This window comes from Pseudoalteromonas sp. 5Ae-yellow (assembly GCF_014077565.1).
GTDB lineage: Bacteria > Pseudomonadota > Gammaproteobacteria > Enterobacterales > Alteromonadaceae > Pseudoalteromonas.
Genome location: NZ_JACGWD010000012.1, coordinates 1 through 25,401 on the forward strand (window position 1 = coordinate 1; position 25,401 = coordinate 25,401).

25 protein-coding genes, 1 tRNA gene, 1 other RNA gene and 1 pseudogene are annotated in these 25,401 nt (G+C 39.6%); 24 read left to right on the top strand and 4 right to left on the bottom strand.

All coding sequences use genetic code 11. The annotated features are described in order from the left end of the window. Positions 1-488: 488 nt before the first annotated feature. Genes H4J63_RS05235 through H4J63_RS05245 form a run of 3 tightly spaced genes read left to right on the top strand, consistent with a single transcriptional unit; the run spans position 489 to position 6,290 of the window. Positions 489-1,904: a TolC family protein gene (locus tag H4J63_RS05235; RefSeq protein WP_024604029.1), complete on the top strand. Its 1,416-nt coding sequence runs from the start codon at positions 489-491 to the stop codon at positions 1,902-1,904. Continuing rightward, the gene (locus H4J63_RS05240; protein ID WP_182195023.1) at positions 1,894-3,210 is read left to right on the top strand and encodes an efflux RND transporter periplasmic adaptor subunit; all 1,317 of its coding nucleotides are present in this window, start codon (positions 1,894-1,896) and stop codon (positions 3,208-3,210) included. Before H4J63_RS05235 ends, H4J63_RS05240 begins: the two co-directional genes overlap by 11 nt. Further along, positions 3,207-6,290 (top strand): efflux RND transporter permease subunit, encoded by a 3,084-nt coding sequence (locus H4J63_RS05245; protein ID WP_182195025.1) that lies wholly within the window; start codon positions 3,207-3,209, stop codon positions 6,288-6,290. Before H4J63_RS05240 ends, H4J63_RS05245 begins: the two co-directional genes overlap by 4 nt. Positions 6,291-6,426: 136 nt before the next feature. On the opposite strand, the gene ssrS is transcribed toward H4J63_RS05245, so the two are convergent. Further along, positions 6,427-6,609: non-coding RNA, 6S RNA (ssrS, locus tag H4J63_RS05250), on the bottom strand. Between the two features lie 193 nt (positions 6,610-6,802). Here ssrS and H4J63_RS05255 point away from each other — a divergent pair. The 5 genes from H4J63_RS05255 (at position 6,803) to H4J63_RS05275 (ending at position 13,182) form a co-directional block, all read left to right on the top strand. Next, positions 6,803-7,366, top strand: a complete 564-nt coding sequence (locus H4J63_RS05255; RefSeq protein WP_002962745.1) for a UPF0149 family protein — start codon at positions 6,803-6,805, stop codon at positions 7,364-7,366. Between the two features lie 28 nt (positions 7,367-7,394). Next, entirely contained in the window at positions 7,395-8,717 is a 1,323-nt protein-coding gene (gene pepP / locus H4J63_RS05260) for a Xaa-Pro aminopeptidase (RefSeq protein WP_024604897.1), read from the top strand. A gap of 15 nt (positions 8,718-8,732) precedes the next feature. Then, positions 8,733-9,920, top strand: a complete 1,188-nt coding sequence (ubiH, locus tag H4J63_RS05265; RefSeq protein WP_182195027.1) for a 2-octaprenyl-6-methoxyphenyl hydroxylase — start codon at positions 8,733-8,735, stop codon at positions 9,918-9,920. Further along, entirely contained in the window at positions 9,917-11,083 is a 1,167-nt protein-coding gene (locus H4J63_RS05270; protein WP_024604895.1) for an FAD-dependent monooxygenase, read from the top strand. Before ubiH ends, H4J63_RS05270 begins: the two co-directional genes overlap by 4 nt. 197 nt (positions 11,084-11,280) lie before the next feature. Beyond that, positions 11,281-13,182: a S9 family peptidase gene (locus H4J63_RS05275; protein ID WP_259365574.1), complete on the top strand. Its 1,902-nt coding sequence runs from the start codon at positions 11,281-11,283 to the stop codon at positions 13,180-13,182. A gap of 234 nt (positions 13,183-13,416) precedes the next feature. Here the strand turns inward: H4J63_RS05275 and H4J63_RS05280 are convergent. Then, positions 13,417-14,615 (bottom strand): annotated as a pseudogene (locus H4J63_RS05280) (alpha/beta hydrolase-fold protein). A gap of 345 nt (positions 14,616-14,960) precedes the next feature. Between H4J63_RS05280 and rpsF the strand changes: the two are divergent. The 9 genes from rpsF (at position 14,961) to alr (ending at position 21,161) form a co-directional block, all read left to right on the top strand. Continuing rightward, entirely contained in the window at positions 14,961-15,302 is a 342-nt protein-coding gene (gene rpsF / locus H4J63_RS05285; protein WP_149593995.1) for a 30S ribosomal protein S6, read from the top strand. Positions 15,303-15,345: 43 nt separating this feature from the next. Then, on the top strand, positions 15,346-15,663 hold the full coding sequence (gene priB / locus H4J63_RS05290; protein ID WP_004588456.1) for a primosomal replication protein N: 318 nt from the start codon (positions 15,346-15,348) through the stop codon (positions 15,661-15,663). 12 nt (positions 15,664-15,675) lie between these two features. Continuing rightward, complete coding sequence (gene rpsR / locus H4J63_RS05295) at positions 15,676-15,903, top strand: 30S ribosomal protein S18 (RefSeq protein WP_007378475.1); 228 nt, start codon at positions 15,676-15,678, stop codon at positions 15,901-15,903. Positions 15,904-15,938: 35 nt separating this feature from the next. Beyond that, positions 15,939-16,391, top strand: coding sequence for a 50S ribosomal protein L9 (rplI, locus tag H4J63_RS05300; protein WP_149593996.1), 453 nt, complete (start codon positions 15,939-15,941; stop codon positions 16,389-16,391). Positions 16,392-16,625: 234 nt separating this feature from the next. Next, a complete protein-coding gene (locus tag H4J63_RS05305) occupies positions 16,626-17,174 on the top strand; it encodes an RNA polymerase sigma factor (RefSeq protein ID WP_182195029.1) in 549 nt (182 codons plus the stop codon). Further along, positions 17,161-17,643 (top strand): hypothetical protein, encoded by a 483-nt coding sequence (locus H4J63_RS05310; protein ID WP_182195031.1) that lies wholly within the window; start codon positions 17,161-17,163, stop codon positions 17,641-17,643. The genes H4J63_RS05305 and H4J63_RS05310 overlap by 14 nt, the downstream gene beginning before the upstream one ends. A 9-nt stretch (positions 17,644-17,652) precedes the next feature. Further along, positions 17,653-18,591: a DUF4097 family beta strand repeat-containing protein gene (locus H4J63_RS05315; protein ID WP_182195034.1), complete on the top strand. Its 939-nt coding sequence runs from the start codon at positions 17,653-17,655 to the stop codon at positions 18,589-18,591. Positions 18,592-18,702: 111 nt separating this feature from the next. Next, positions 18,703-20,082, top strand: a complete 1,380-nt coding sequence (gene dnaB / locus H4J63_RS05320; protein WP_182195036.1) for a replicative DNA helicase — start codon at positions 18,703-18,705, stop codon at positions 20,080-20,082. Then, on the top strand, positions 20,082-21,161 hold the full coding sequence (gene alr / locus H4J63_RS05325) for an alanine racemase (RefSeq protein WP_182195039.1): 1,080 nt from the start codon (positions 20,082-20,084) through the stop codon (positions 21,159-21,161). The genes dnaB and alr overlap by 1 nt, the downstream gene beginning before the upstream one ends. Positions 21,162-21,181: 20 nt before the next feature. Here alr and H4J63_RS05330 read toward each other — a convergent pair whose 3' ends face one another. Next, positions 21,182-21,421, bottom strand: coding sequence for a DUF2960 domain-containing protein (locus H4J63_RS05330; RefSeq protein WP_011329083.1), 240 nt, complete (start codon positions 21,419-21,421; stop codon positions 21,182-21,184). Between the two features lie 100 nt (positions 21,422-21,521). Between H4J63_RS05330 and H4J63_RS05335 the strand changes: the two genes are divergently transcribed. The 3 genes from H4J63_RS05335 (at position 21,522) to H4J63_RS05345 (ending at position 23,402) form a co-directional block, all read left to right on the top strand. Beyond that, positions 21,522-21,773 carry a hypothetical protein gene (locus tag H4J63_RS05335; protein WP_007587304.1) on the top strand — a complete coding sequence of 84 codons (252 nt, stop codon included), beginning with the start codon at positions 21,522-21,524 and terminating at the stop codon, positions 21,771-21,773. 201 nt (positions 21,774-21,974) lie between these two features. Continuing rightward, positions 21,975-22,592: a nicotinamide riboside transporter PnuC gene (pnuC, locus tag H4J63_RS05340; RefSeq protein ID WP_182195042.1), complete on the top strand. Its 618-nt coding sequence runs from the start codon at positions 21,975-21,977 to the stop codon at positions 22,590-22,592. A gap of 3 nt (positions 22,593-22,595) precedes the next feature. Next, positions 22,596-23,402 carry a phosphotransferase gene (locus H4J63_RS05345; RefSeq protein WP_182195044.1) on the top strand — a complete coding sequence of 269 codons (807 nt, stop codon included), beginning with the start codon at positions 22,596-22,598 and terminating at the stop codon, positions 23,400-23,402. 3 nt (positions 23,403-23,405) lie between these two features. Here the strand turns inward: H4J63_RS05345 and H4J63_RS05350 are convergent, their stop codons facing one another. Beyond that, positions 23,406-23,588, bottom strand: coding sequence for a helix-turn-helix domain-containing protein (locus H4J63_RS05350; RefSeq protein WP_182195048.1), 183 nt, complete (start codon positions 23,586-23,588; stop codon positions 23,406-23,408). A gap of 245 nt (positions 23,589-23,833) precedes the next feature. Here H4J63_RS05350 and H4J63_RS05355 point away from each other — a divergent pair. The 4 genes from H4J63_RS05355 (at position 23,834) to H4J63_RS05365 (ending at position 25,360) form a co-directional block, all read left to right on the top strand. Next, positions 23,834-23,908 (top strand) — tRNA-Arg (locus H4J63_RS05355). Positions 23,909-24,121: 213 nt separating this feature from the next. Beyond that, on the top strand, positions 24,122-24,373 hold the full coding sequence (locus H4J63_RS20225) for a hypothetical protein (protein WP_259365576.1): 252 nt from the start codon (positions 24,122-24,124) through the stop codon (positions 24,371-24,373). Between the two features lie 140 nt (positions 24,374-24,513). Further along, positions 24,514-24,654 carry a hypothetical protein gene (locus tag H4J63_RS20230; protein WP_259365577.1) on the top strand — a complete coding sequence of 47 codons (141 nt, stop codon included), beginning with the start codon at positions 24,514-24,516 and terminating at the stop codon, positions 24,652-24,654. 1 nt (position 24,655) lies between these two features. Beyond that, entirely contained in the window at positions 24,656-25,360 is a 705-nt protein-coding gene (locus H4J63_RS05365; protein WP_182195051.1) for an NRDE family protein, read from the top strand. Positions 25,361-25,401: the final 41 nt, after the last annotated feature.

Consider the following 25,401-nt stretch of genomic DNA (forward strand, 5'->3'; position numbering starts at 1 on the left):
TGGCTTGCTTTATCAGCGTTTAGGAAATAAGTTGATAAAATGTGAAGGGTACAGGAGCCGTATACGAGGTCCGTACGTACGGTTCTGTGAGAGGGATGAGGCATAAGCCTCACCCTACTCGATGTTTCTATATGTCTAATACCAATCCGCAATAATACTTAATTAATTTGAGTGATTAAACCTGCCGTTAACTGCGTTAAAAATTTCTGATATAAGACAAAAATAACGAAATTTTTGCCTTGTTATCGACACGATTTTCTTACCTCAAAATAGATCACTTAATTAAGCGAATAGGTATAATCTTTTAGATACACTACAAAAAGTTAATTTTAGTATTAAAAATTGCTGATCATTTACTCATTTTTACCGTATAACTGGCTATTATGTTAATTCATCGCTAGCTATGTAATGTTATGTAAAGTAAGTTGAGCAAAATTTGCCAAAGTGCTTGAATTACGTTCATAAATAGCAGTAATTTAGGTTTAATTATGATCTGGCAATGCAAGCCAACCCTACTGGCAATTAGTGTGATGCTGCTCAGCGGCTGTGCGAGTGATTTAAACTCGTCGCAGCGCATGCAAGTCCCTAATAATATGCCTCAGCAATGGCAGCAAGAAGCATCAAGCTCAGTATTAAAAGTACAAGAGCAATGGCTTACACAATTACAAAATCCTACGCTTAATAAATTTGTACAACAAGCACTTAAAAACAACCAACAGCTTTTGCAAACGAGTTATGATGTTGAAATTCAAAAGCAGCAACTTATAGTCTCGGGCGCTGCACTTTGGCCAAGCCTCGATTTATCAACACGTACAAGCCGTAGTAAAGACAACCGCCCTGTAAGTTACGACAACGCAAGCTCCGTAAGTTTAAATTTAACTTACGAGGTTGATTTATGGGGTAAGCTTTCTGACGCCAAGCGCGAAGCTAATCTTAACTATTTAGCTCAGCAGGCACGATTTGAGCAAGCTAAACAGCAACTCGTTGCAGATGTGGTAACAGGTTGGTTTGATGTGGTTACGGCGCAGCAATTACTGGATTTATTTAAGCGTCGCGAAGCCAACTCACAACAAAATCTCGATATTATTGAAGCTGGCTATCGCCAAGGCATAAACGAAGCGCTCGATGTGTATTTAGCGCGTAATGAGCTTAATAATGAACGCTCTCGCATTGCCACTCAAACAGCGAGTTTATCGGCATCAGCACGTGTACTTGAGCGTTTACTTGGTGAATACCCAAAAGGCGCTATTACTGCTAGTAGTGACTTACCTGTTATTAATACCGATATTCCTCTAGGATTACCTTCTGAACTTATAACGCGAAAACCTACTCTACGTGCAAGTTGGTATGAGCTTTTAGCAGCCGACGCATCATTGGCATATGCGCACAAACAACGCTTTCCAAGTTTAGATTTAACAGCTTCATTAAGTGATAGTACAGACAGAGTAAGCGACTTGTTTTCTCCATCAAGCCTTGCATGGTCTTTGTTAGGTAGTATTTCAGCGCCACTTTTTGAAGGTGGGCGCTTAAAAGCCAACGAAGAAATAGCGCGTCTTAACACTCAAAAGCAAGAGCAGCTTTATTTGCAAACGCTTTATGACGCATTTGGTGATGTTGAAAATGCAATTTCGCAGCAGCACTCCCTTAAAGCGCAATACAGCAGTACTCTTGAAGCGCAAGAAAACGCACTTGCTGCAGAGCAATTGTCGTTTGAGCAGTATCAAAGTGGCTTGGTAACTTACACGACAGTGCTTGATGCCCAAGATCGCTCTTTCGATGCGCAAAGCTCCTTAATCGATATTAAAAACCAATTAATAGCCAATAGAATTAACTTACACATTGCCCTTGGTGGTGATTTTGCAAAGCCCTCAAGTGAACTAAAGAGCAATAACGATGAAAACTAAAACAGCAAAAATTATTATTCCAGCGGTGGTTATAGTTGCCACTATTTTAATTGTTATGTTTATTAAAAATAACACGCCTGAGGCTAAACGCTTTGGGACACCTCCTAAGGCATCAATAAGTGTGGCTGCGCTTGAGCTAAAACCACAAAATTATCAAGTGATGATAGACAGCTACGGTACTGTAAAACCACGTACACAAAGCTTGTTAGTGGCTCAGGCATCAGGACAAATAATTGAAGTAAGTGATGACTTTAGAGAAGGCGGTTTTTTTGAAAAAGACGATGTACTTTTAAAACTAGACGACAGAGATCATCAGGCTGAAGTTAAATCTGCTCAAGCCAATTTATTAACCGCAGAGCAAGGTTTGCTAGAAGAGAAGGCGCGTGGGCAACAAGCTATTACCGATTGGAAGCGCCTTGGCGGCTCAAATCAGGCAAGCAGCTTAGTACTACGTGAGCCACAACTAGCAGCCGCTGAAGCTGAGGTTTTATCGGCGCAGGCAGCACTTGAAAAAGCGATGCTTGATTTAGAGCGCACTAAAGTAACGGCGCCATATGCGGGGCGTATACTCAGCCGCAGTGTTGATTTAGGGCAAGTTGTTACTAACAACACACAGCTAGCCACCATTTACGCAATCGATAGCGTTGAGATTCGCCTACCAATTAAAAATAAAGATCTCCCATTTGTAAATTTACCAGAGCAGTATCGCGATGGTGCTAAAAACCAAGCGGGTTCAATTGTTAAATTTACTTCTGACTTAGTAGGTGAGCAAACGTGGCAAGGGCAATTAGCACGCACAGAAGGTGCTATAGATGAAGGCGCACAGCAGCTTTATGTAGTTGCTAAAATTAATGACCCGTATAAAGCAACAGCAAATAACCAGTACCCAATAAAAATTGGGCAGTATATAAAAGCGCAAATTACCGGCAGAACAGTATCTAACGCACTTATAATTCCTAACAGTACAATTTATCAAGGAACGTACGTTTACATTGTTGAAGGTGGCGTACTTAAGCGCAAAGACATCACACTAGCTTGGCAAAATGCGACTCAGGCGATGATAAAAACCGGTTTAAACGCAAATGATAAACTTGTTATTACTCCACTTGGCCAAGTAAGTTCAGGAACTCAAGTAAGTATTTTAGGTGAACAAAGCGCAGATCAACCTAAAAGCCGTGGAGCGAATGGGCAAGGTAAAGGAAAGCGCCCTACAGCTGAGCAACTTGAACAAAAAGCAAAAGAGCTTGGTATTAGTGTTGAAGAGTTAAAAAAACGCCGTCCAGCAAAGCAAGGAGATAAGCCATGATAGCTTGGTTTGCCAAAAACCATGTTGCTGCTAACTTATTGCTAGTAACGTTGCTGCTGTCGGGGCTTTTTAGTTTATCGACTAAAATACCGCTTGAAGTATTCCCTTCATTCGAAACCGACATGATAAGCGTGAACGTAAGTTTGCGCGGCTCAACACCAGAGGATGTAGAGCAAGGCGTAACAATTCGTATAGAAGAAGCCGTACAAGATTTAGAAGGTATTAAGCAAATATTTAGCCGCTCTTCTGAAGGCTCAGGCTCTGTAACAATTGAAGTTGAAACGGGCTACGACCCGCGTGAGCTTTTAGCTGATATTAAAAGTCGTGTAGATGCAATTAATACCTTTCCAGCGGATGCTGAAAAGCCAATAGTCGCGCTTGCGGAACGAATTCGCGAAGTTATCGCGGTTACCGTATCAAGTGATTACGGCGAAAAAGAAACCCGTGAATACGCAGAAACAGTACGCGATCAAATTCTACGTTTACCAAATGTGACGCAGGTAGAGCTAAGTGGTGTTCGTGATTACGAAATTGCCATTGAAGTAAGCCAAGACGTTCTTCGCCAGTACGATTTAAGCCTTGCACAAATATCGAGTGCCATTGCTAATTCAAGCTCTGATATTTCTGCTGGTAACTTAAAAACTGAAGGTGGGGACGTACTTATAAGCTCTAAAGGGCAAGCATATCGTAAAGATGAATTTGCCAATATTGTTGTTAAAAACCAAGCTGACGGCACGATTATTCGTTTAGGCGATATTGCAATAATTAAAGACGATTTTGAAGAAACCCCAGTACGTACTCGCTTTAATGGTAAGCAGGCTGCATTTATCGACGTATATCGAATTGGTCCACAAAGTGCGATTACTGTTGCTGACGAAGTTAAAAATTACATAAAAGAGCAACAAAGCTCCCTTCCACAAGGATTTGAACTAAGTTACTGGGATGATGATTCGGAGCTGGTTAAAAGTCGAATTGCCACACTAACGACCAATGCCCTACAAGGCGGTATTTTAGTACTTGCTTTACTTACTTTGTTTTTACGACCTGCAATTGCATTTTGGGTATTTATTGGTATTCCGGTATCGTTTATGGGCGCGTTTATAGCGATGCCTATATTTGGCGTAACCCTTAATATTATGAGTTTATTTGGCTTTATATTAGTACTTGGGATTGTTGTTGATGACGCCATAGTTACTGGCGAAAATGTCTATACCCATTTAAAAACAGCTAAGTCGGGGGAGCAGGCCGCAATTTTAGGTACTCAAGAAGTTGCAACACCAGTAACATTTGGTGTATTAACTACCGTTGCCGCCTTTCTACCTTTGGCCTTTATTGAAGGGGCACGCGGTGCTTTGTTTGCACAAATACCGGTAGTGGTTATTCCGGTATTATTGTTTTCATTGATTGAATCTAAATTTGTACTACCCGCACATTTAAAATATATAAAACTACGCCACGAAAAAGGCGAACCTTCAAAGTTTGATGTTATTCAACAGCGTTTTGCAGATGGATTTGAAAACGCGATTTTAAAATATTACCAACCAACTTTAAATTTAGCACTTCGCCATAAATTGGCTTCGGTAAGTTTGTTTGTTGGTGTGTTTATAATAATTTTAACCATGATCACTAGTGGTTGGACTAAGTTTGTATTTTTCCCGCGTATACCAAGCGAAACAGTCCGCGTTAACTTAACACTACCAACAGGTACGCCGTTTGAAGTCACTAATAAATACGTAATTGATATGTCGCAAAAGGCGCAGCAATTACAAGAAAAATACCGCGACCCAGGTACAGGTGAAAGCGTTATTTTAAATATATTAGCCACAACAGGTGGGCGCGGTGGTGTATCTAATTCAGGTTCTGTACGCTTTGAAATAACACCGGCTGAAAAGCGTGAATCAGAAATAGGATCAAGAGAGCTTGCCAGCGAATGGCGCGATTTAATTGGTGTCATTCCAGGTGCTGAAAGCTTAACATTTAGAGCTGAAATTGGCCGAAGTTCTGACCCAATTGATGTTCAGCTTAGCGGGACTTCGTTGACTATTTTACAAGACGTGGCTGATCACATTAAAACCCGTTTATCGACCTACCCAACGGTATTTGATATTGCCGATAGCATGTCTGATGGTAAAGAAGAGTTACAAATAGAGCTTACGCAGCAAGGCTTAGCGCTGGGATTAAATAGAGTCAATGTTGCAGGTCAAGTGCGTAATTCGTTCTTTGGCTCGCAAGTCCAACGTATTCAGCGCGGGCGTGATGATGTACGAGTAATGGTACGCTTGCCCATAGACGAGCGCCGCTCTGTAGCCGATTTACAAAATATACTCATCAATACACCTACTGGTGGCTCGGTGCCGTTATCGCATGTTGCAACTCTTACTGCAGGGCAAAGCCCGTCAACTATTAACCGAATAGACCGCTACCGTACTTTAAATGTAACAGCGGATATCGAAAAAAATAACACCAACATGACCATACTTCAGGCTGACCTAACGGAGTATTTAGATGAGTTAATGCAACAATACCCTGGAGTAGATTATAAACTAGAAGGTGAGGCTAAAGAGCAGCGAGAGTCGTTTGGGTCATTGGCTTGGGCGCTTGTGTTTGTATTTTTCATAATTTATGCGCTATTAGCAATACCGCTTAAATCTTACTTACAGCCAATTATAGTAATGAGTGTAATTCCATTTGGCATGATAGGTGCTGTAGTCGGGCATTGGATTATGGGCATGGATTTAACCATTATGAGCTTGCTTGGTATGCTCGCTCTAACTGGGGTGGTAGTAAATGACTCGCTTGTACTAGTTGATTTTATCAATAAAAAGCGCAGTGAAGGCGGCAAATTACTAGATGCAGTTAAACTTGCCGGTGCATCGCGTTTTCGCCCTGTAATGCTAACAAGTTTAACGACCTTTATTGGCTTAATGCCGTTATTATTTGAAAAAGCAACTCAGGCGCAGTTTTTAATACCTATGGCGGTAAGTCTAGGGTTTGGGATTATTTTTGCGACCTTTATTACTTTATTGTTAGTGCCAATAAACTACATGATGATGGAGCGCTTTCAAGGTTGGTTTAAGTAAATAAGCGTAAGCATTTAAAATTTAGCTGTAAGTAAGAAATTGCTTGCAGCTTTTTTTGCCAAAAATTATAAAAATAATGTACGAAGGTATAGCAAAAAAATGAATAAGTAATAAGAGGGGGTATTAAAATAAGAAGGTGTTCCCCAAGATACGGTACCCGGTTTCAGTCCTGAAACCAGAAGGTTTCAGGGCGGAAATCTGCGGTTTACCGTAGGCTTCTCGGTACATGCCGAGCTTGCACAATAGTAGACGAACAGAAATCCTGGTATAAAATTTATCGGCTCAGGGACTTAACCAAGCTCCGGTACCCCAGGGAACAATTTAAGTATATAAGACATAATCCAATCCTTAAACCCCAAACGTAAAAAATTAAACCGTTCGCTTAGTTTTCCCGCACCTTTAACTCGCCATTTACTTTATCGCATGGTTTTTGAGCTTGATCATACAATTAATTGGAGTTGCTTTTTATCGAGTGGTAGCATTGCCTTAACTTGCAAAGCGAAGATTCGATTATGAACGATTTACCCGATTACGAAAAAGCTCAACTGCTTTTAGAAAAAAACGAAATATTTGTATCACCTGCCGAAGCGCATGGTGTAATTAGTGGTTTACTTGCGTGTGGTTTAACCATTGACGACAAAGAATACTTAGGCCTTTTGAGCGATGTGTTTAACGATGGTGAATCATTTAGTAACGATTTAAAGCAATTTTTTGGCACTATTTATAAGCAAGTAGTTGCGAGCTTTAATGATGACGAGTTTCAGTTTGATTTATTTTTACCAAACGATGACGAAACACTCATCGATCAGGCTAATGGCCTCGTATCATGGGTAGCAGGGTTTATGCTTGGTTTTGGCTTAAAGCAAAAAGATTACGGTAAGTTATCAAGCGATGTTAAAGAGGTTATTACTGACTTTAGCGAAATCACTCGCCTAGATACCACTTTTGAAGAAACCGAAGAAGACAGCCAAGCGCTGCACGAAGTGATTGAATATGTGCGAGTATCAGCACTACTTTGTTTTGCAGAGCTTGGTAAAGAGCAAAACACGCAAAGTACTAAAAAAACACTTCATTAGTTTAAAAAGTTAAACGGGTTGGTTAATAATGGTTGAAGTACAAAAGTCAGAATTTAAAGCACGCCGTGAGCGTTTACTTGCGCAAATGGATAAAAATAGCGTTGCTATTATTCCCGCTGCGAGCGAAGTTACCCGTAGCCGCGATACCGAATATGCATTTAGACAAGATAGCGACTTTTTCTATTTAACAGGCTTTAACGAACCCGACGCTGTACTTGTACTATGTAACAACAGCGATGCACCTAGTACTTTATTTTGCCTAGATAAAGACAAGCTTGCCGAAATTTGGCATGGCCGCAGAGTTGGCTTTGATAAAGCTAAAAGTGACTACTTGTTTGATGAAGCTTACCCGTTAAGTGAATTAAACGATAAGCTACTCGATATACTAAATGAAAAAGATGCGATTTATTTTGCACAAGGTGCTTATCCTTCATTTGATACCAAAGTGTTTACGTTACTAGGTACACTTAGAAGTGGTGCGCGAAAAGGCCTCAAAGCACCGAGTACTTTAAAAGAAATACGCGGCCTTATTCATGAAATGCGTTTGTTTAAATCGCCAAGCGAGATAGATGTTATGCGAGAAGGCTGTGAAATTAGTGCGCGAGGGCACATGCGCGCTATGCGTTTTTCACACCCCGGAGCTACTGAATTTCAGCTAGAGGCTGAGCTACATCATCATTATGCTATGAATGGTGCGCCGCATCCTGCGTACGGCACAATTGTTGGTAGCGGCAACAACGCCAATATTTTACATTACACGCAAAATAGCGATGTATTAAAAAATGGCGACCTGGTACTTATAGACTCCGGTTGTGAACTACAAGGTTACGCCGCCGATATCACCCGTACTTTTCCAGTAAATGGTCAATTTAGCGAAGAGCAAGCCGCGCTTTACAATATTGTACTTAAAGCGCAAGAAGTTGCCTTTGATGAAGTGAAACCAGGTGGTTATATGTCGCACGCTAATAAACTAGCAATGGAAGTAATGACCCAAGGTTTACTTGATTTAGGTATTTTAACCGGCGACTTTGACGAGCTAATGGCAAAAGGTGCATGTAAAGAATATTACATGCACGGCCTTGGGCATTGGCTTGGTTTAGATGTACATGATGTTGGCGATTACAAAGTAAGTAACGTTGAGCGTGCATTTGAGCCGGGTATGGTACTCACCATAGAGCCTGGGCTTTATATAAGTGAAGACTCAAGCGCACCGCAAAAATACAAAGGCATTGGTATTCGTATTGAAGATAACTTGCTAGTTACCGAAACCGGCCATGAAAACTTGACCCTAAGCGTGCCTAAAAAAATTAGCGATATAGAAGCACTTATGCAAAGTGCTAAAAACGTATAAAGCTCGGAGAGCAAAGTGGCTAAGCAGTTTGATGTAGTTGTTATTGGCGGTGGTTTAGCGGGAGCAAGCTGCGCGTTAAGTGTGGCTAAAACTAATCCGACGTTAAATATTGCCGTTGTAGAAGCGAATCAAGTAACCGGCGACTACCACCCAAGCTTTGACGACAGAAGCATTGCACTTGCTCAGCAATCGGTAGAGTATTTACAAAGCCTCAATTTATTTGAACAAAATGCCCCTTACACCGCAGCAATCAAAAAAGTGAGCGTGTCTGATCGAGGCCACTTTGGCAAAGCGCATATTAATTGCGACGAATTTGCTAAGCCTTCACTTGGTTACGTAGTAGAAGTTAACCCATTTGGCCGAGCGCTTCACCTGCGTTTAACGCAGTCAAACATTGCGCTTTACTGCCCCGATAGCGTAATTGCTATTGAGCAAACATTGCATAGCAATACACTTACCCTGCAAAGCGGCGAGCAATTAAACGCAGCGTTATTAGTTATTGCAGATGGTGCACAATCTCCCACACGTAATTTACTTGGGCTTGGTTTTAATACCCAGCCTTATGAACAAGGCGCAATTATTGCTAATGTAGAAGTGGCTGGTGGGCATAATAATCATGCCTTTGAGCGTTTTACACAAAGCGGGCCTATGGCGTTATTACCCATGAGTAATAACCGTTATTCGTTAGTGTGGTGTATGAGCCAAGATCAGGTTGAACAGCACATGGCACTTAATGAACAAGACTTTATAAGTGCCCTACAAAGTGCGTTTGGTTATCGCGGTGGTCAATTTACTAAAGTAGGCATGCGCACGAGTTACCCGCTCGTTTACGGGCAAGTCGAGTCTTTAATTACGCACCGTACAGTGGTTATTGGTAATGCCGCACATGCTATTCATCCTATTGCAGGGCAAGGTTTTAATTTAGGCCTTCGCGACGTGCAAGTACTAAGTAATTTAATAGCAAACAGCCAACACTGTTTAGGCAGCTATGCGTTTACACGTGAATATTCTAAAAGGCGCAGTGATGATATAAAAACCGTAATGAGCTTAACCGATGCACTTGTTAGGCTTTTTTCAAACTCATCGCGAGTGCTCGCATTGGGGCGCAGTATTGGGTTGTTTTCGATGGATTTATTTCCCGCATTAAAAGCGCCATTAGCCAAACAGTTAATGGGGCAAGTTAAACAAGGTAGGCGTTTATGAAGCAAGCACAGGTTTGTATTGTAGGTGGTGGCTGCGTAGGGCTAACACTAGCACTTGGATTGGCAAAAGCCGATATAAGCGTCGTTGTACTCGACGGCGCACCAACACAAGCGTTGCCAACTGACGAATATGGTTTGCGCGTAAGTGCGCTAAGCATTACAAGTCAAACCTTGCTTGAGCAATTAAACGTATGGCCAGAAATTATCGCACAGCGAGCGTGCGCTTATACGCATATGGATGTACGTGATGCCGACAGTTTTGGCAAAATAGCGTTTGATAACAAACAACTTGAGCTTGAGCATTTAGGCCATATTGTTGAAAACGACATTATCCGCTACGCGCTCATAAAAGAGTTGGAACAACAAAGTAGTGCCACGTTAATGTTCGATACACAGTATCAGCAAATACATCAAAGCGAATCAGATGTATTTATAACGCTTAAAAGCGGCGAGCCAATTATTGCAAAACTGCTGGTGGCCGCTGATGGGGCAAACTCAGCTATTCGCAAACAATTTAATATGGCGCTTAGCTTTAAAGATTACGATCACCATGCGCTAGTTGCGACTGTTAAAACTAAAGAGCCGCACGCAAATACCGCACGCCAAGTGTTTTTACCAACCGGGCCGCTGGCATTTTTACCTCTGAGCGATGCAAATACCCATTCAATAGTATGGTCTACTAGCCCAAACCACTGCGATGAGCTGCTTGCAATGGACGATTGTGCCTTTAATAAAGCCGTAATGGCAGCCATAGATGGCCAATGCGGGCTATGTGAAGTGCAAAGTGCGCGCGCAGCTTTCCCACTTAAAATGCGCTACGCCCAGCAATGGGTTTCAGGCAAAGTAGTGCTCATTGGCGATGCTGCACATACAATCCATCCACTTGCAGGGCTTGGTATGAACCTAGGCCTAAAAGACGCCGCTTATTTAATTGAGCTACTCACAAGTGATAGCAAGGAGTTTGCAAGCACTCGTACACTTCGCGATTACGAACGTACCCGTAAGCTCGATGCGCAAAAGCACATAGCCATGATGCAAGGGCTAAAAGAGTTATTTGAAGGTGCAAACCCGGTTAAAAAACTTATTCGCGGAGTAGGGCTCTCACTCATTGATAATTTAGGCCCAATAAAACACCTGTTCGCCAAAGAGGCGATAGGGAAGTGATGTAGGTTGAGTGAAACAAAACTCCACGAGAAAAGCGGTTAGTTATTCGCTTTTAATAAAAAACCGATGTTTAATTTAAGCATCGGTTTTTTATTAAAATAAATTAAGTACTTACTTTGTATGTTTTTTCGGTAAACTTTGTTATTTTTACATTAAATATAATAAAAAGTTTTTACTAAATTTTAAGGAAGAAATAAATGTTAAAAATAACACTCTTATTTTTTTTATTAACTGCGTCTGTAGTTCATGCAAAAGATAAACCGTGGGAGTCTTACGCTAAACTTCCAATGGTAGAGCAACCACAAATATCGCCAAATGGAGAAATGATAGCAACACTTTATAATACTGCTGAAGGCCCTACTATCAGTTTAGCTAAATTTCCTAGTATCAAATTCAATATATTAGCAAGTCTCAAAAAAGATAAAGACAGAGTCGACTTTATTCGTTGGTCAGGTAATAAATATATCATTGTTTCTGCTAGTTACCCTGAATATGTCAATGGTCAATACATGAGAGTTTCAAGGTTATATTCGATCAATGTTGAAACCAATGAAAGTAAAATGCTAACTACGCGACGTTTTTCTGAATATAAGTGGTATAGATATCAGAGTTTCAGACTCGTTTCCTCACTTAAAAATGAGCCAGATTTCGCGCTAGTGTCAACGTTTGATGAAAAAGATAAAGCTTATTCTGTTTTTAAAGTTGAATTAGGTGATTCTAGTTTTGATAAAATTCAGAGGAATAAAGAAAATATTGGAAGTTGGTATGCAGACCCTAAGGGAGTTTTACGCCTGGGGATCGCAATTGATAAAAAAGATGATAAGTTTATTGCTTCAATATGGTATCGAGCAAAGAAAGATGAAGCATTAAAAATGATTCATACCCATATTTTGGGTGAAGATAGTACTTTCTCCATCCAAGGCCTTAATGAAGATGGTACAAAAGCTTACGTCCTTTCTGATCGTGTATTAAACAGACAAGCTTTATGGTCATATGATATCGAGTCAGGGGAGTTTGAAGAGCTTGTTTATAGCAATGATAAATACGATATAAATAATGCAATCGTTAATAGTGAGGGCGATTTTATAGGGGTTGGCTACTATGATGATTTCTACAAGAGCCATTATTTTTCAGAGGTAGACGGTAAGCAAGAGCTTATGGTTGCTAATTTATTTGGTGATAAGCAAGCTAGTATTGTTAGCCGTAGTAAAGATAGAACACGAATTCTTGTAAATGTAATAAGTGATTCAGTCAGCCCTACTTATTATTATTTTGATTTAAACACAAAGAAGGGCGGCGCTTGGCTATCTAAATTTCCTTATTTAGCACGTAATAAATTTGTACCAGTGCAAAACTATAGCTTTAAAGCGAGCGATGGAGCTGAAATCTCAGGCTATTTTACAAAACCAGAAGGAATTAAAACTCCGCCGCTAATTGTAATGCCTCACGGAGGACCGCATAGTCGAGACTACAAATACTTTAATCGAGAGCTTCAATATTTAGTTAGTTTAGGTTATGCGGTATTGCAAGTGAACTTCAGGGGCTCTGAAGGTTTTGGTAGTGCTTTTGAAACTGATGGTTATTATCAGTGGGGTAAACGTATGCAACAAGATGTATATGATGCAATGGATTGGGCTACTAGAACAGGATTAACATCAAAAAATAATGCATGTATTTATGGCGCAAGTTATGGTGGTTATGTTGCATTAACAGCTGCATGGCAAGAGCCCGAACGCTTTAAATGCATTATTAGTATTTCTGGAATATCGGATCTAAAAGGGTTAGTTGAAGATGAAGAGCGACAAGATGCCTACCTAGGTAATATTGTTGATATGACTGATAGTAAAGCCGTTGATGCATTATCTGAGGTTTCGGCAATCAATATGATTAACCGAATTAAAGCCCCAATTTTGCTTATCCATGGGACAAAAGATACGAGAGTCGACTATCGACAATCAAAATATTTTTATGATAAAGCAAAGCGAAACCTAGATATAAAGTATGTTGAAATTGATGACGGAACACACTTTTTTGATGATCCAGAAAGCTTAAAAGTACAATACAAAGAGGTTACTGAGTTTCTTAAAAAGCATTTGTAAGTAAATCAAATGAGCTTTTTTATTCAAAACCGATGTTTAGTTTAAACATCGGTTTTTGTTTTATGGTGGTTTTAAATATATTAAAAGCTTCGCTTTTCACGCGAGCAAGCTCGGCGTCTACATGCAAAGTTTCACACTGAGCTTAATTTTACCTGTAGGCGTTTAGCTTGCTGACGCGACGAGCGTTGCTCGTAATTACTATCGTTAGCTAAAAAGTGCTTTGCGTTAAATCAGTTACAAATTCTCTTGCGCTTCATTCACCATATCTTTGAGTGCATCAATTAACATTGGATCTCGCGAGTTTTGCTTAGCAAGTTCTAATGCGTATTTCATACTGGTGACGGCCTCTTTGAACTGCTTATTCGCAGTATACCCTTGCGATAAACGCATGTGAGAATAGGCTGCACTTGGGTAATGGGTAGTAAAGTGTTTAAGCGTGGTAATAGCTTTAGCTGTGTTACCAAATTTTTGCTGGCTATGCGCAAATTCTACGTACACATCTTGTGGAATTTTAAGCTCAAATCCGTATTTATCACTCAGTGCTTGGTAGTAACCGGTAATAAGCGATACATCAGCAAATCTTCCGTGCTCATCAGTAACTTTAAATATTAGGTCGCCAAATAAGTGAATTAGGCTATCGCTAAGTGCTGGTAGTATGGTGCCCATATGAGAAAAAGTAGGGTAATGCTTATATTCCCATTTTAGCTGTGTGGGCATTTGTTGCTCTAAATTTACTAAAGTATTTAATACGCCAGTATAAAAGCGTGCTCCTTCGCTTGCTACACTAATAAACAATGATTGACCGCCTTTCGGTTTTTTAGCGTATTTTGTAATATTAGTTTTTAATTCCTCATCACTCCACCAACTGTTTGGGCTTATAGCTATATAGTTGTTAAATAATTCAGGCTGATTAACTAAGGTATAAAGCGCTAATGTACCAGCATTAGAGTGACCAATTAAGGTGCTGTAGCCGTTAGTTGAGTAGTTGCTATTTATATAGGGCATGAGTTCGTCAGACACAAACTTTAAAAAATTGTCAGTTTGCCCAGCGTCAGGCCATTTATTTTTAACAAAGGTTTGAAACTCAGTTTTAGGCTCACCTTGTACTTTAGGTAAGTAATCACGAACGCGGTTAGTTGTATCAATGCCAACAAGCATTACATTAGGTATTTGCTCGTAATCAACAAGGGATTTTATAACACCAGACGCCGTATGGAAGTGCTCAACACCATCAAGTAAATAAATAACATAAAGCGGCTGATCATCTTTTACAGTATCAGGTATAAAGATTTTGATAGGCCTGTCTTCGTTAAGTATGTTTGATTGTAGAATGACTTTTTACCAACGGTAATGTCGGCTGTAGAGGTGTCTGCGTAGCTTAAAAAAGATGTACTAAAAGTAAGTGTTAATACAAGCGATAGTAAGACCTTCATAAATATCCTTATTTAATAATGTGTTGCTCAATAATTGCACGACTTTAGGTTTGAGTAAATGTTTATATTTTACGGGCAAATGTAGAATTCAAGTAATTAAAAGCAACGTTTTTCACGCGAGTAAGTTTGGCGTCTACTTATAGGCGTGCAGCCTGGTGGTGCGATGAGGGAAGCCCATAATAATTACCTTTAGATACTTATCTATAAAAGCTTAAAAAACCTGCTTGCTTAATTATCCATCTAAGCGTAAAATGCGCGCTCATTTCGGCTTTTAAACTATTAATTCCTTGCCTTAAACCGACCGGCCGAAACGGTAGAAGGCTCTATTAACCGTAAGGAATATCCATGCGTCATTACGAAATCGTATTCATGGTTCACCCTGATCAGAGTGAGCAAGTAACTGGTATGATCGAACGTTATACTGGTTCTATCACTGAAGCTGGTGGTACTATCCACCGTCTTGAAGACTGGGGCCGCCGTCAACTGGCTTACCCAATCAACAAGCTTCATAAAGCTCATTATGTTCTTATGAACGTTGAAGCACCTACTGAAGTAATCAGCGAGCTAGAAACTACTTTCCGCTACAACGATGCAGTGCTTCGTAACTTAGTTATCCGCACTAAAACTGCTGAAACTGAAGCGTCTCCTCTTGCAAGAGAAGAGAAGAAAGAAGCACCAGCTGCTTAATTGTTTTGAGTCCTAGCATGGCACGTAGTCAGCAGTTAGTGTAATGGTTAGCCCATATATGAATCAGCTGGTTATATCTGGGGTAGTTTGTAAAACGCCCAAGTTTAGCCAAAGCCCTGCAGGCATCCCGCATTGTATTTTTGTTGTAGAACATAAATCAATGCAAACCGAAGCAGACCTTAACCGTAATAGTTATGTGAGGCTTCAGGTGGTTGCTAGTGGAAAGCAAATGCAACAACAGACTCAACATTTGCACGTTGGGCAGGCATTGCAAGTGAGTGGTTTTTTAAATCGCCACGAAGGTCGTAACGGCCTTAGCCAATTGGTTTTGCATGCTCAGCATATAGAAAGAATTATTTGAGGAATTAATCTCATGGCACGTTATTTCAGACGTCGTAAGTTCTGCCGCTTTAAAGCGGAAGGCGTAAAACAAATCGATTACAAAGATCTAGCTACTCTTAGAAACTATGTTACAGAAAGTGGCAAAATCGTACCTAGCCGTATCACAGGTACTAGCGCTAAATTTCAGCGCCAGCTAGCAACTGCTATTAAGCGTGCTCGCTACTTAGCCCTTCTTCCATACACTGACTTACATAAGTAAGCAGCGGATTAACAGTTTTTAAAAGGTGTAGAAACATGCAAGTTATTCTACTAGATAAGATCGCTAACCTAGGTAGCCTAGGTGAACAGGTTGTAGTTAAATCTGGTTTCGCACGTAACTTCCTTTTCCCTCAAGGTAAGGCAGTTCCTGCGACTAAAGCTAACATTGAAACTTTTGACGCACGTCGCGCAGAACTTGAAGCGAAAATTGCTGAACAGTTAGTTGCTGCACAAGCACGCGCTGACAAACTAGAAGCATTAGCAGAAGTTACATTAGTATCTAAAGCTGGTGACGAAGGTAAGTTATTCGGTTCAATCGGTACTCGTGACATCGCTGACGCTATCTCAGCTGTTGGTGTTGAAGTTGCTAAGTCAGAAGTTCGTTTGCCTCTAGGTACTATCCGTGAGACAGGTGAATTTGACGTATCAATTTCAGTTCACTCAGACGTAACGGCTACTATTAAAGTAATCGTAATCGCTGAAGCTTAATTTTTAATTAAGCGACAAAAGCCGTGCTATTTATTAGCGCGGCTTTTTTGTGTCTGTAATTTGGCTAACTTCGTTTATTAGTTACTAGTTAAGGGCACAGTTAAATACAACCTCGTACAACCCTCTTTTTTATTCAATTATTTTTTCATTCCCTTTAAACCTTTTCGAACTGTTATTACGTCTAACTTATCAATACACTAACCCAATAATAATAATTAAAAGGCGACATCACGGATGTTACACGTTAAACCCGAACAAACGCCTTTATGCGAAGCTACACTTATTGAACGTGTTAAGTCGGGTGAGCAGGCGGCATATACAACGCTTTATGAGTTACATATAAAACGAGTCTACGGTTTATGCTTACGTTTATTAGCCGACCAAGCGCATGCTGAAGATGCAGCGCAAGAAGTGTTTGTACAGGTGTGGCATAAAATAGCGCAATTTGACGGTCGCTCGCAGTTTTCTACTTGGCTTTACAGTGTTGCCAGCAATATTGCGATTAACTACCTACGCAAGCAAAAAAATTGGCTACAAAAAGTAGTGAGCATTGAACACAGCGGTATGGATGAGCAATCAGCTAACGACTGCAAAGGCTTAAATGGCCTTGATAAATTAATAGTAAGGCTTCCTGAGCGTGCACGTATGGTGTTTGTGTTGTTTGCAATTGAAGGTTACAGGCATGAGGAAATAGCCGAACAGTTAGGTATGGCTGTTGGTTCAAGTAAATCGCAATATCATCGTGCTAGGCAGTTATTACAAGAGTGGTATGAAAATGAATAAACCAAATTTTGACGATTACTTAAACAAATCATTAAATACGCTTGATAAAGAGATACCACCACAAAAAGATTTATGGGCAGGGATTGAGCGAGCAATTGTTAATAATAAGCAAAACCCAAAAAATACTGGCACTTGGCCAAAACTAACGGCAATAGCTGCGTGCACATTAGCTACTTTAATTGCTGTAAATATATTTTTTATAGCGCCCGAGCCACAGCCCGTAGTGGCTATCAGTGATTACTTTTCGGCGAAAAAAAACAGTTTGTTAGTTGAATACGAAAATAAAGAAGCATTGACCACTAATTGGCAAACACAACTACAAGAATTAGAAGAGGCTGAACAAGCAATAAAGCAAGCTCTTAAAAATGAACCACAAAACCAAGCGCTTCTGACAATGTTAGCGCAAATATATCAGCAACAACTTGATTTAATTAACAAGGTGCACGCGCCACGTTGGCAGCACATTTAGGAGTACGACATGAAAGCGATTTTATTAGGACTAAGCTTATTTCCATTGGCGGTATTTGCGGGTGAAAAAATAGATAAGCAAATAGACGTACCAAATGGCGGCACTATTTTTATTGAAAACCAACGCGGTGATATACATATTACAGGCTGGGATAAAAACGAATTTAAAGTATCTGGCGAGCTTGATGACAAAGCAGAAGGTTATGAGCTTAAAACGAGTGGCGATAAAACACAGTTCATTGTAAAAATGCCACGTAAATCAAATTGGAATAATAATGGCGATGGCTCAAGTCTAACTATATTCATGCCAAAAAGCAGTAGCTTAGAGTTTGCTGGCGTTAATGTATCGGTGACTGCAAAGGAGCTTAAAAACGGCGCTGAAGTTGATGTGGTTAACGGCGAAATTATGGTAGATGATATTGCCGGTAATATTAAATTGACCACAGTTAATGGCGACGTAAATGCACAAAATTTAAGTGGTAATATTCAATTTGAAACCGTAAACGGCGAAATTAACGATAGGCAATCAAGTGGTGAACTGCGTTTTAGCGCTGTTAATGGTGATATTAAATCAACTTCCAGTGCTAATGATGTGCGCCTTGAAAATGTAAATGGCGACATAGAATTTTCGCTATCGGCTATTAAAAACTTACGTATTAACACGGTGAATGGCGAAGCCGAAGTACACATTAAAGAGCTTTTAAAAGGTGGTGATGTACGTTTTGAATCGGTAAGTGGCGATGGCGATTTTTACTTTCCTGACAGCGTATCTGCAAATTTTGAAATTAAAGCCCATGCTAATGGCAAAATCATTAATAAAGTTACTAGTGACAAAGTCAGTAAAGCTAAATATGGCCCAGCTAGTGATTTAGAGTTTAGTATCAATGGCGGTAATGCTAATGTTGAAATGGATACCATTAGTGGGCGCATAGAGCTTCGTATTAAATAACGCTCTTACCTTTACGATTACAAAAAGCAGGAAAAGATTTCCTGCTTTTCTATTTGCACAGCTCCTTCAAGTCGATAGAATAGAGCCATTCAATTTTACTACTGTGAAGTTATGGCCAAACCAGATAAGCAAGTCGATACTCTTAAAGTTCCTCCCCATTCAATAGAAGCTGAACAATCTGTTTTAGGTGGCTTAATGCTTGATAACCAAGCTTTTGACCGCGTAGCTGAACTTGTTGTATCACAGGATTTTTATACCCGCACGCACAAGTTAATTTTTGAAGCGATGACGGCACTTGCTGAGATTGGCGATCCAATAGATTTAATCACTATTTCTGAAAGTTTAGAAAAAAATAATAAACTTGCAGGAATTGGTGGTTTTGCTTATTTAGCTGAAATAGCTAAAAACACGCCAAGCGCTGCTAACATTGACGCTTACGCAAGTATTGTACGCGAACGCGCTGTTGTACGTGAAATGATTGGCGTAGCGAACGAAATTGCAGAAGCGGGTTTTAATACTGAAGGACGTACTAGTCACGATTTACTTGATTTTGCCGAAAGCAAAGTGTTTAAAATTGCTGAGCAACGAACAAAAAGTAATGAAGGTCCGCAGAGCATTCATAGCATCCTTGAAAAAACTGTTGATAAAATAGAAGAGCTTTATCAATCGCCACAAGATGGTGTAACAGGTGTAAGTACAGGTTATGCCGATCTTGATAAAATGACGACGGGCTTACAGCCATCCGATTTAATTATTGTTGCAGCACGTCCATCAATGGGTAAAACCACCTTTGCGATGAACCTTGCAGAACATGCTGCAATGACTCAAGACAAACCAGTATTAATTTACTCTCTAGAGATGCCTTCAGAACAAATTATGATGAGGATGCTAGCGTCTCTTGGTCGCATTAACCAAACTAAGGTGCGTACTGGCCAGTTAGATGATGACGATTGGGCACGACTTTCATCAACTATGGGTTTGTTGATGGAAAAAGGCAAAATGTACGTTGATGATGCGTCAGGCTTAACACCTACCGATGTGCGCTCACGTGCAAGGCGTATAGCCCGCGACCATGGCGGTATTAGCATGATCATGGTCGATTACTTACAGTTAATGCGTGTACCAAGCCTTGCCGATAACCGAACGCTCGAAATTGCCGAAATTTCGCGTTCACTTAAATCACTAGCAAAAGAGCTAAAATGTCCGGTTGTTGCGCTTTCGCAGCTAAACCGTACGCTAGAGCAACGTGCCGATAAACGCCCAATTAACTCAGATTTACGTGAGTCAGGGTCGATAGAGCAGGATGCCGATTTAATTATGTTTATTTACCGTGACGAAGTTTACAACGAAGACAGTACCGATAAAGGTATTGCTGAAATTATCATAGGTAAACAACGTAACGGCCCAATTGGTAAAGTGCGTTTAACGTTCCAAGGTCAATTTTCTCGCTTTGATAATTACGCGGGACCAGCGGTAGATGACGATTACTAATGCGCTTAGCCACTGCTGAAATTAACTTAACGGCACTTGCGCATAATTTAGCGCAAGTTAAGGGCTTTGCACCTAACAGCAAAGTGATGGCGGTGCTAAAAGCAAATGCTTACGGGCATGGATTAGTAACGATTGCGCAGCATTTAAATGATGCTGACGCATTTGCTGTGGCGCGGATAGATGAAGCGTTAGCTCTGCGAGCGGGGGGCCTAACAAAGCCAATAGTTTTACTCGAAGGCTTCTTTAATAAAGCCGACATACCTATTTTACTTGCTAATAATTTTCAAACTATTATTCACGATGAGTACCAATTAGCGGCGCTTGAAAAAGCAAAGCTAGATGCACCAATAACATGCTGGTTAAAAGTAAATACAGGTATGCATCGATTGGGTATTGCGCCAGAGCAGTTTGAAGCGTTTTATAACCGCTTGCAAAAAACACCTAACGCTAAAAACACTGTTAATCTGATGACCCATTTTTCGTGTGCTGATGATGTTGATAATGCTAAAACGGTTCAACAAATTACGTTATTTGATAACTTAGTGAATGGTATTGACCAAGCGCATTGTTTATCAAATTCAGCGGGTATTATCGCGTGGCCAAATGGTCATGGCGATTGGGTACGTCCTGGTCTAATGCTATATGGCGTATCGCCTATGGCAAATAGTATTGGGCAACAACATAAATTAAAACCAGTTATGCGCTTAACTACGCGCGTAATTGCAGTACGAAATGTGCCTGCTAATGAGGCGGTCGGGTATGGCGGTCGTTGGAAAAGCGATAAACCAACCAAGTTAGCTGTTGTGGCTATGGGTTATGGCGATGGTTATCCTCGGCACGCTAAAGAGGGGACCCCCGTTATAATTGGCAAGCAGCGTTATGGTATTGTCGGTAGTGTAGCTATGGATATGATTAGTGTAGATATAGGCACTAATGAACATAATATTAAAGTTGGCGATAGGGTTACTATGTGGGGCCCTGAGCTACCAGTTGAAGAAATAGCACTATGCGCTGATACTATCCCTTACGAGCTATTATGTAATATTACACCGCGCGTAAGTTATGAGTATCAGCGTTAATACAGCTATAAAGCTTGTATTTACTCTTTTATAAAGTAAATATCGCTAAAGCCCATGCGGGCAAATTCTTGGTCGCGAAAGTTACGAACAGAGGCCGACCCTTTTGAGGTCATTTCTATTTGTTGTACCATGCTTAAGTAATTAGTTAGGTCAATACCTTCAGCAGCAGCAATTGCTTGATACATGTCGTGGTATTTATCTTTAGCGAAATTAATCTCGCGTGGTTGGTTTTTAAATGTATAAGTGATTCTGCGTGCCATATTTAGCTCATTTCGATTGAGTGTTACGGTGATTTTACACTGTATTGAACTGGCATTGAACGATTTTTTGAAATCAAATAATTAATATAAAGAGTTTAAAATGAAATTATCAGTAGAGATCAGTAAATACCCATTGCACCAAGATTACATCCCGTTTATTCAGGGCTTTATTGACCGATTAAATGAATACGATGACTTAAAAGTGATTACAAATACACTATCAACCCAAATTTTTGGTGATTATGATTTAGTAATGCAGGTGTTAAATACCGAAATTAAACGTTCATATGAAGAGTTTGGTAAAGCTATTTTTGTGTGTAAGTTTCTCTCTGGCGACTTATCGCCTGAATAGCCTATAATACCAACCTGCATAAATATTTGATCAATTTAACGAATTAAATTGCACTATAACGTCGTTAAAAATTTTTTATTTAGAACAGCTAGATACAAAAATTTTTGCCTAGTTCTAGCGTAATCTTCTTAACGTTAAATAGGCCCCGTATATAAGCAGATTGGTATAACAATCGGCACAACTAAACGGTAACTGCATAATATGGACTTTTTAACACAAACCTTAAGTGGTTTTACAGCAATGTCGCATTGGGAATACATTGCGGTAGGGTTGTCTATGGCCTACTTATTATTAGCAATAAAAGAAAGCCTATGGTGTTGGCCTGCTGCTTTTTTTAGCACGCTTATTTATACAATAATGTATTGGAATGGCGCATTACTTATGGAGTCATTACTTAATTTTTATTATATGTACATGGCTGTATTTGGCTGGGTTGTGTGGCGTAAAGGCAAAGCTGCAAATTTAAATATTACATCGTGGTCAATGAACCGCCATGCTGTTTTAATTAGTTTAACAACTATAGCTGCAATAGCTATTGGTTACGTTATGCAAAACTATACTCATGCTGATTTTGCTTATCTTGATAGCTTTACAACATGCTTTGCAGTAGTAACTACTTACTTAGTTGCTAAAAAAGTCCTCGAAAACTGGCTGTACTGGATTGTTATAGATGCAGCTTCTATGTATTTATATTACGAAAAAGGTTATTACCCAACGCTAGCACTCTTTATATTTTATACCATTATGGCAGCGTGGGGCTTTAAAACCTGGTACGAAGAGTATGAGCAAAGCCAAGCTAAGCCATTAGCACAGCTTTAATTAATGATTGATTATCATGAGTTAGTAAAAATATGTAGTGCGTTTATAGAGCCTACAAGCATTGTTTCAAGCGAGCGATTACTTAATGGCTTTAGTAACGATAATTTTTTAATACGTACTAAGCAACAAGGGTATTTATTAAAATGTTATAAAAGCCACTGGCCAAATATCGGCCTTGAAGCACAGCGTTTTTTAAGTGACCTTAATATATGTCCAGCGCCTATTTGGCTTGATAAAGAAAACGGCCGTGCGGTATTTAATTATATCGAAGGCAAAAGCGCGCAATCGGATATAACGCTTAGCTTTATTAATAAGCTTGCTCAAGTGCATAAGTACAATGTGTTTACCACGCCAATGGACATAGCTAAAGAGCTGTATTTTTATCAAAACACCGATGTATACACACAATACAAATCTCAAATAGAGCATGTACTCAAAGCAGTTGCGGCTATGCCATTTAATGAAGGCTTTTGCCATAACGATTTGGTAAAAGATAACATTATTGTAAATGCTTCAGGTATGTATTTAATTGATTTTGAATACGCGCAAACTAACGATGTGTATTTTGATTTAGCTGCCCTTGCTGTGAGCTTTGACCTTAACGAGCAAAGTAAAAAAGAGTTGCTGAACAACTATAGAAATAGCGTCGATAAAAAAAGCTCGTTTAGCCCTTCAATGGCCAAGCTGAATTGTTATAAGCTGTTGTTTTTGGTGTTATGTATTGGCTGGTATGAGGAGCGCAGCATAACTAATGAATCTGCAATGTTACGTGCGCAGCTAACTAAACTCGTTAATAGTACTTTTGTATAAAGGCTAAAGGCCACCAAAGCGTTCAGCAAGCTCTTTATACTTTGTTACTTCACCTGTATCAAATTGTGGTTCGCCATTTTCATTTTCTGATTTAGCAATTAATAAACTTTCTCTAGCAAGACGTTTTACACGCTCTGCTTTTACACCTAAAAACTCAGCAACTTGCTCAGTAGACATTAAACTCATCATTATTTCCTCGTATTAAACCGATCTGTACAGTGACAATCATAGTTTCAATGTTGCTAAACCGTTACTGTTTTTTATTTAATTAGAATAAATAGCCTGTTTTTAAGCCATTGTGAAGTGTTTTATTTAAAAGAGTTTAATTAATAAGCATATAAGCTGATGTTACTGGTATTTATTTGAAGATCTCTTTATCATTGTGGGTGCTAAAGCACTGATATCGCGAGTTGGTGTGGCGGCACAAATGTGCTCTCGTGGTGAAATGGATATCACGTGGCCCTCCGGAGGCTGAGTTGTAGGTTCGATCCCTACCGAGAGCGCCATTTGCTTTTACATTTATTAATTATCCCCTCCTACATTATCTAGCTTCTCATTAATTACTTTTGTATTTAAAAATGCACTTACTGAATAAACTTTGAAAGTTAATTTTAAAAAACAGCTTTCTAGTTATTTATACAATGCAAAATTAGCATCCAAAAATCATGTTGTAATTATTTACATATAAGATTTAGTGATAAATGAGGAAGACCGATTCAATGTTAAATAGTCAATTAGAGATACTAGCTCAAGGACACGCTTATCTTGAAGGTGTAACTAAAGAGGACTATTCCCAAGTCATTACTCCTAACTTTATTAGCTCGGCAGGATCTCATATGCGACATATTATCGATCATTATCAATCTTTAATGACCGGCTTTAGCACGCAAAAAGTAGATTATGATTGCCGCTTAAGAGGAGGAGATATTGAAAACTCTCCAACTGCTGCAATAAAAAAATTGCCGAAATAACAACGTGGGTTGAGCAGCTAAGTCCAGATGATTTTAATAAACCGTTATCACTTTCAAGTGAAGTTTCGATTAAAAGCAAAAATGTACAAACAGTAACAACATCACTTGCGCGAGAGCTTATTTTTGTAGGCAGTCACGCTGTGCACCATTACGCGATGATTTCACAAATTTCTTTTGCTCAAAAGTCGCAGCTCGATCAAAGCTTTGGTTTAGCACCAAGTACAGCTACCTTTTTAAGAGAAAATAGCCAGCCAGCACAACCAAAATCGATGCAAAATTAAAATGTGCACGTTAAGTTACTTTTTAACTGATGATGGCTACGAGCTATTTTTAAATCGCGATGAGCAAAAAACACGAGAAACGGCAATCGCTCCAAGTAAGCACACAGGTAACGCAATTTACCCTATCGATCCGCAAGGGGGAGGTACTTGGCTTGGTGTATCGCATTGGGGGCAAACATTAGCTTTATTAAACGATTATCAAAGTGTATTCGACACAACTGCGGTAAAGCACAGTAGAGGCCTTTTAATACCGCATTTACTGAGTAATAAAACTCCTGTGTTGGCTCAGTTACAAAATATGGATTTATCGGGTTATGCGCCTTTTAAATTGTGTATTTTTCCGGATAAATTATCCCTAAATAATAGTCACATCGTTTTTGTTCGGTGGGACACAAAACAATTAATCGATTGCCAAGTTGAATCGCTTGCAACGTCATCTGGCGTTGAGCTAGAAACAGTTACACAAAAGCGTAAACAACAATTTAAGCAACTTATTGACGTAAGGCATCCCACAAGTGAGCAGTTTTTAGCATTTCATTACAGTAAAGCCGAACAAGGGCAATATGGCGTAAACATGCTAAGAGAAGATGCAATGACGGTCAGTATTAGTCATATTAAAGTTGGTAACACTATACGCTTTAATTATTTTGATAAGCAGTCTCAGCTCATTAGTAGCATTGGTTGTTTAAAAGTGGCTGCAGCTTAACTAAATATTTTTATAGCTATAACTATTACATAATTAAAAAC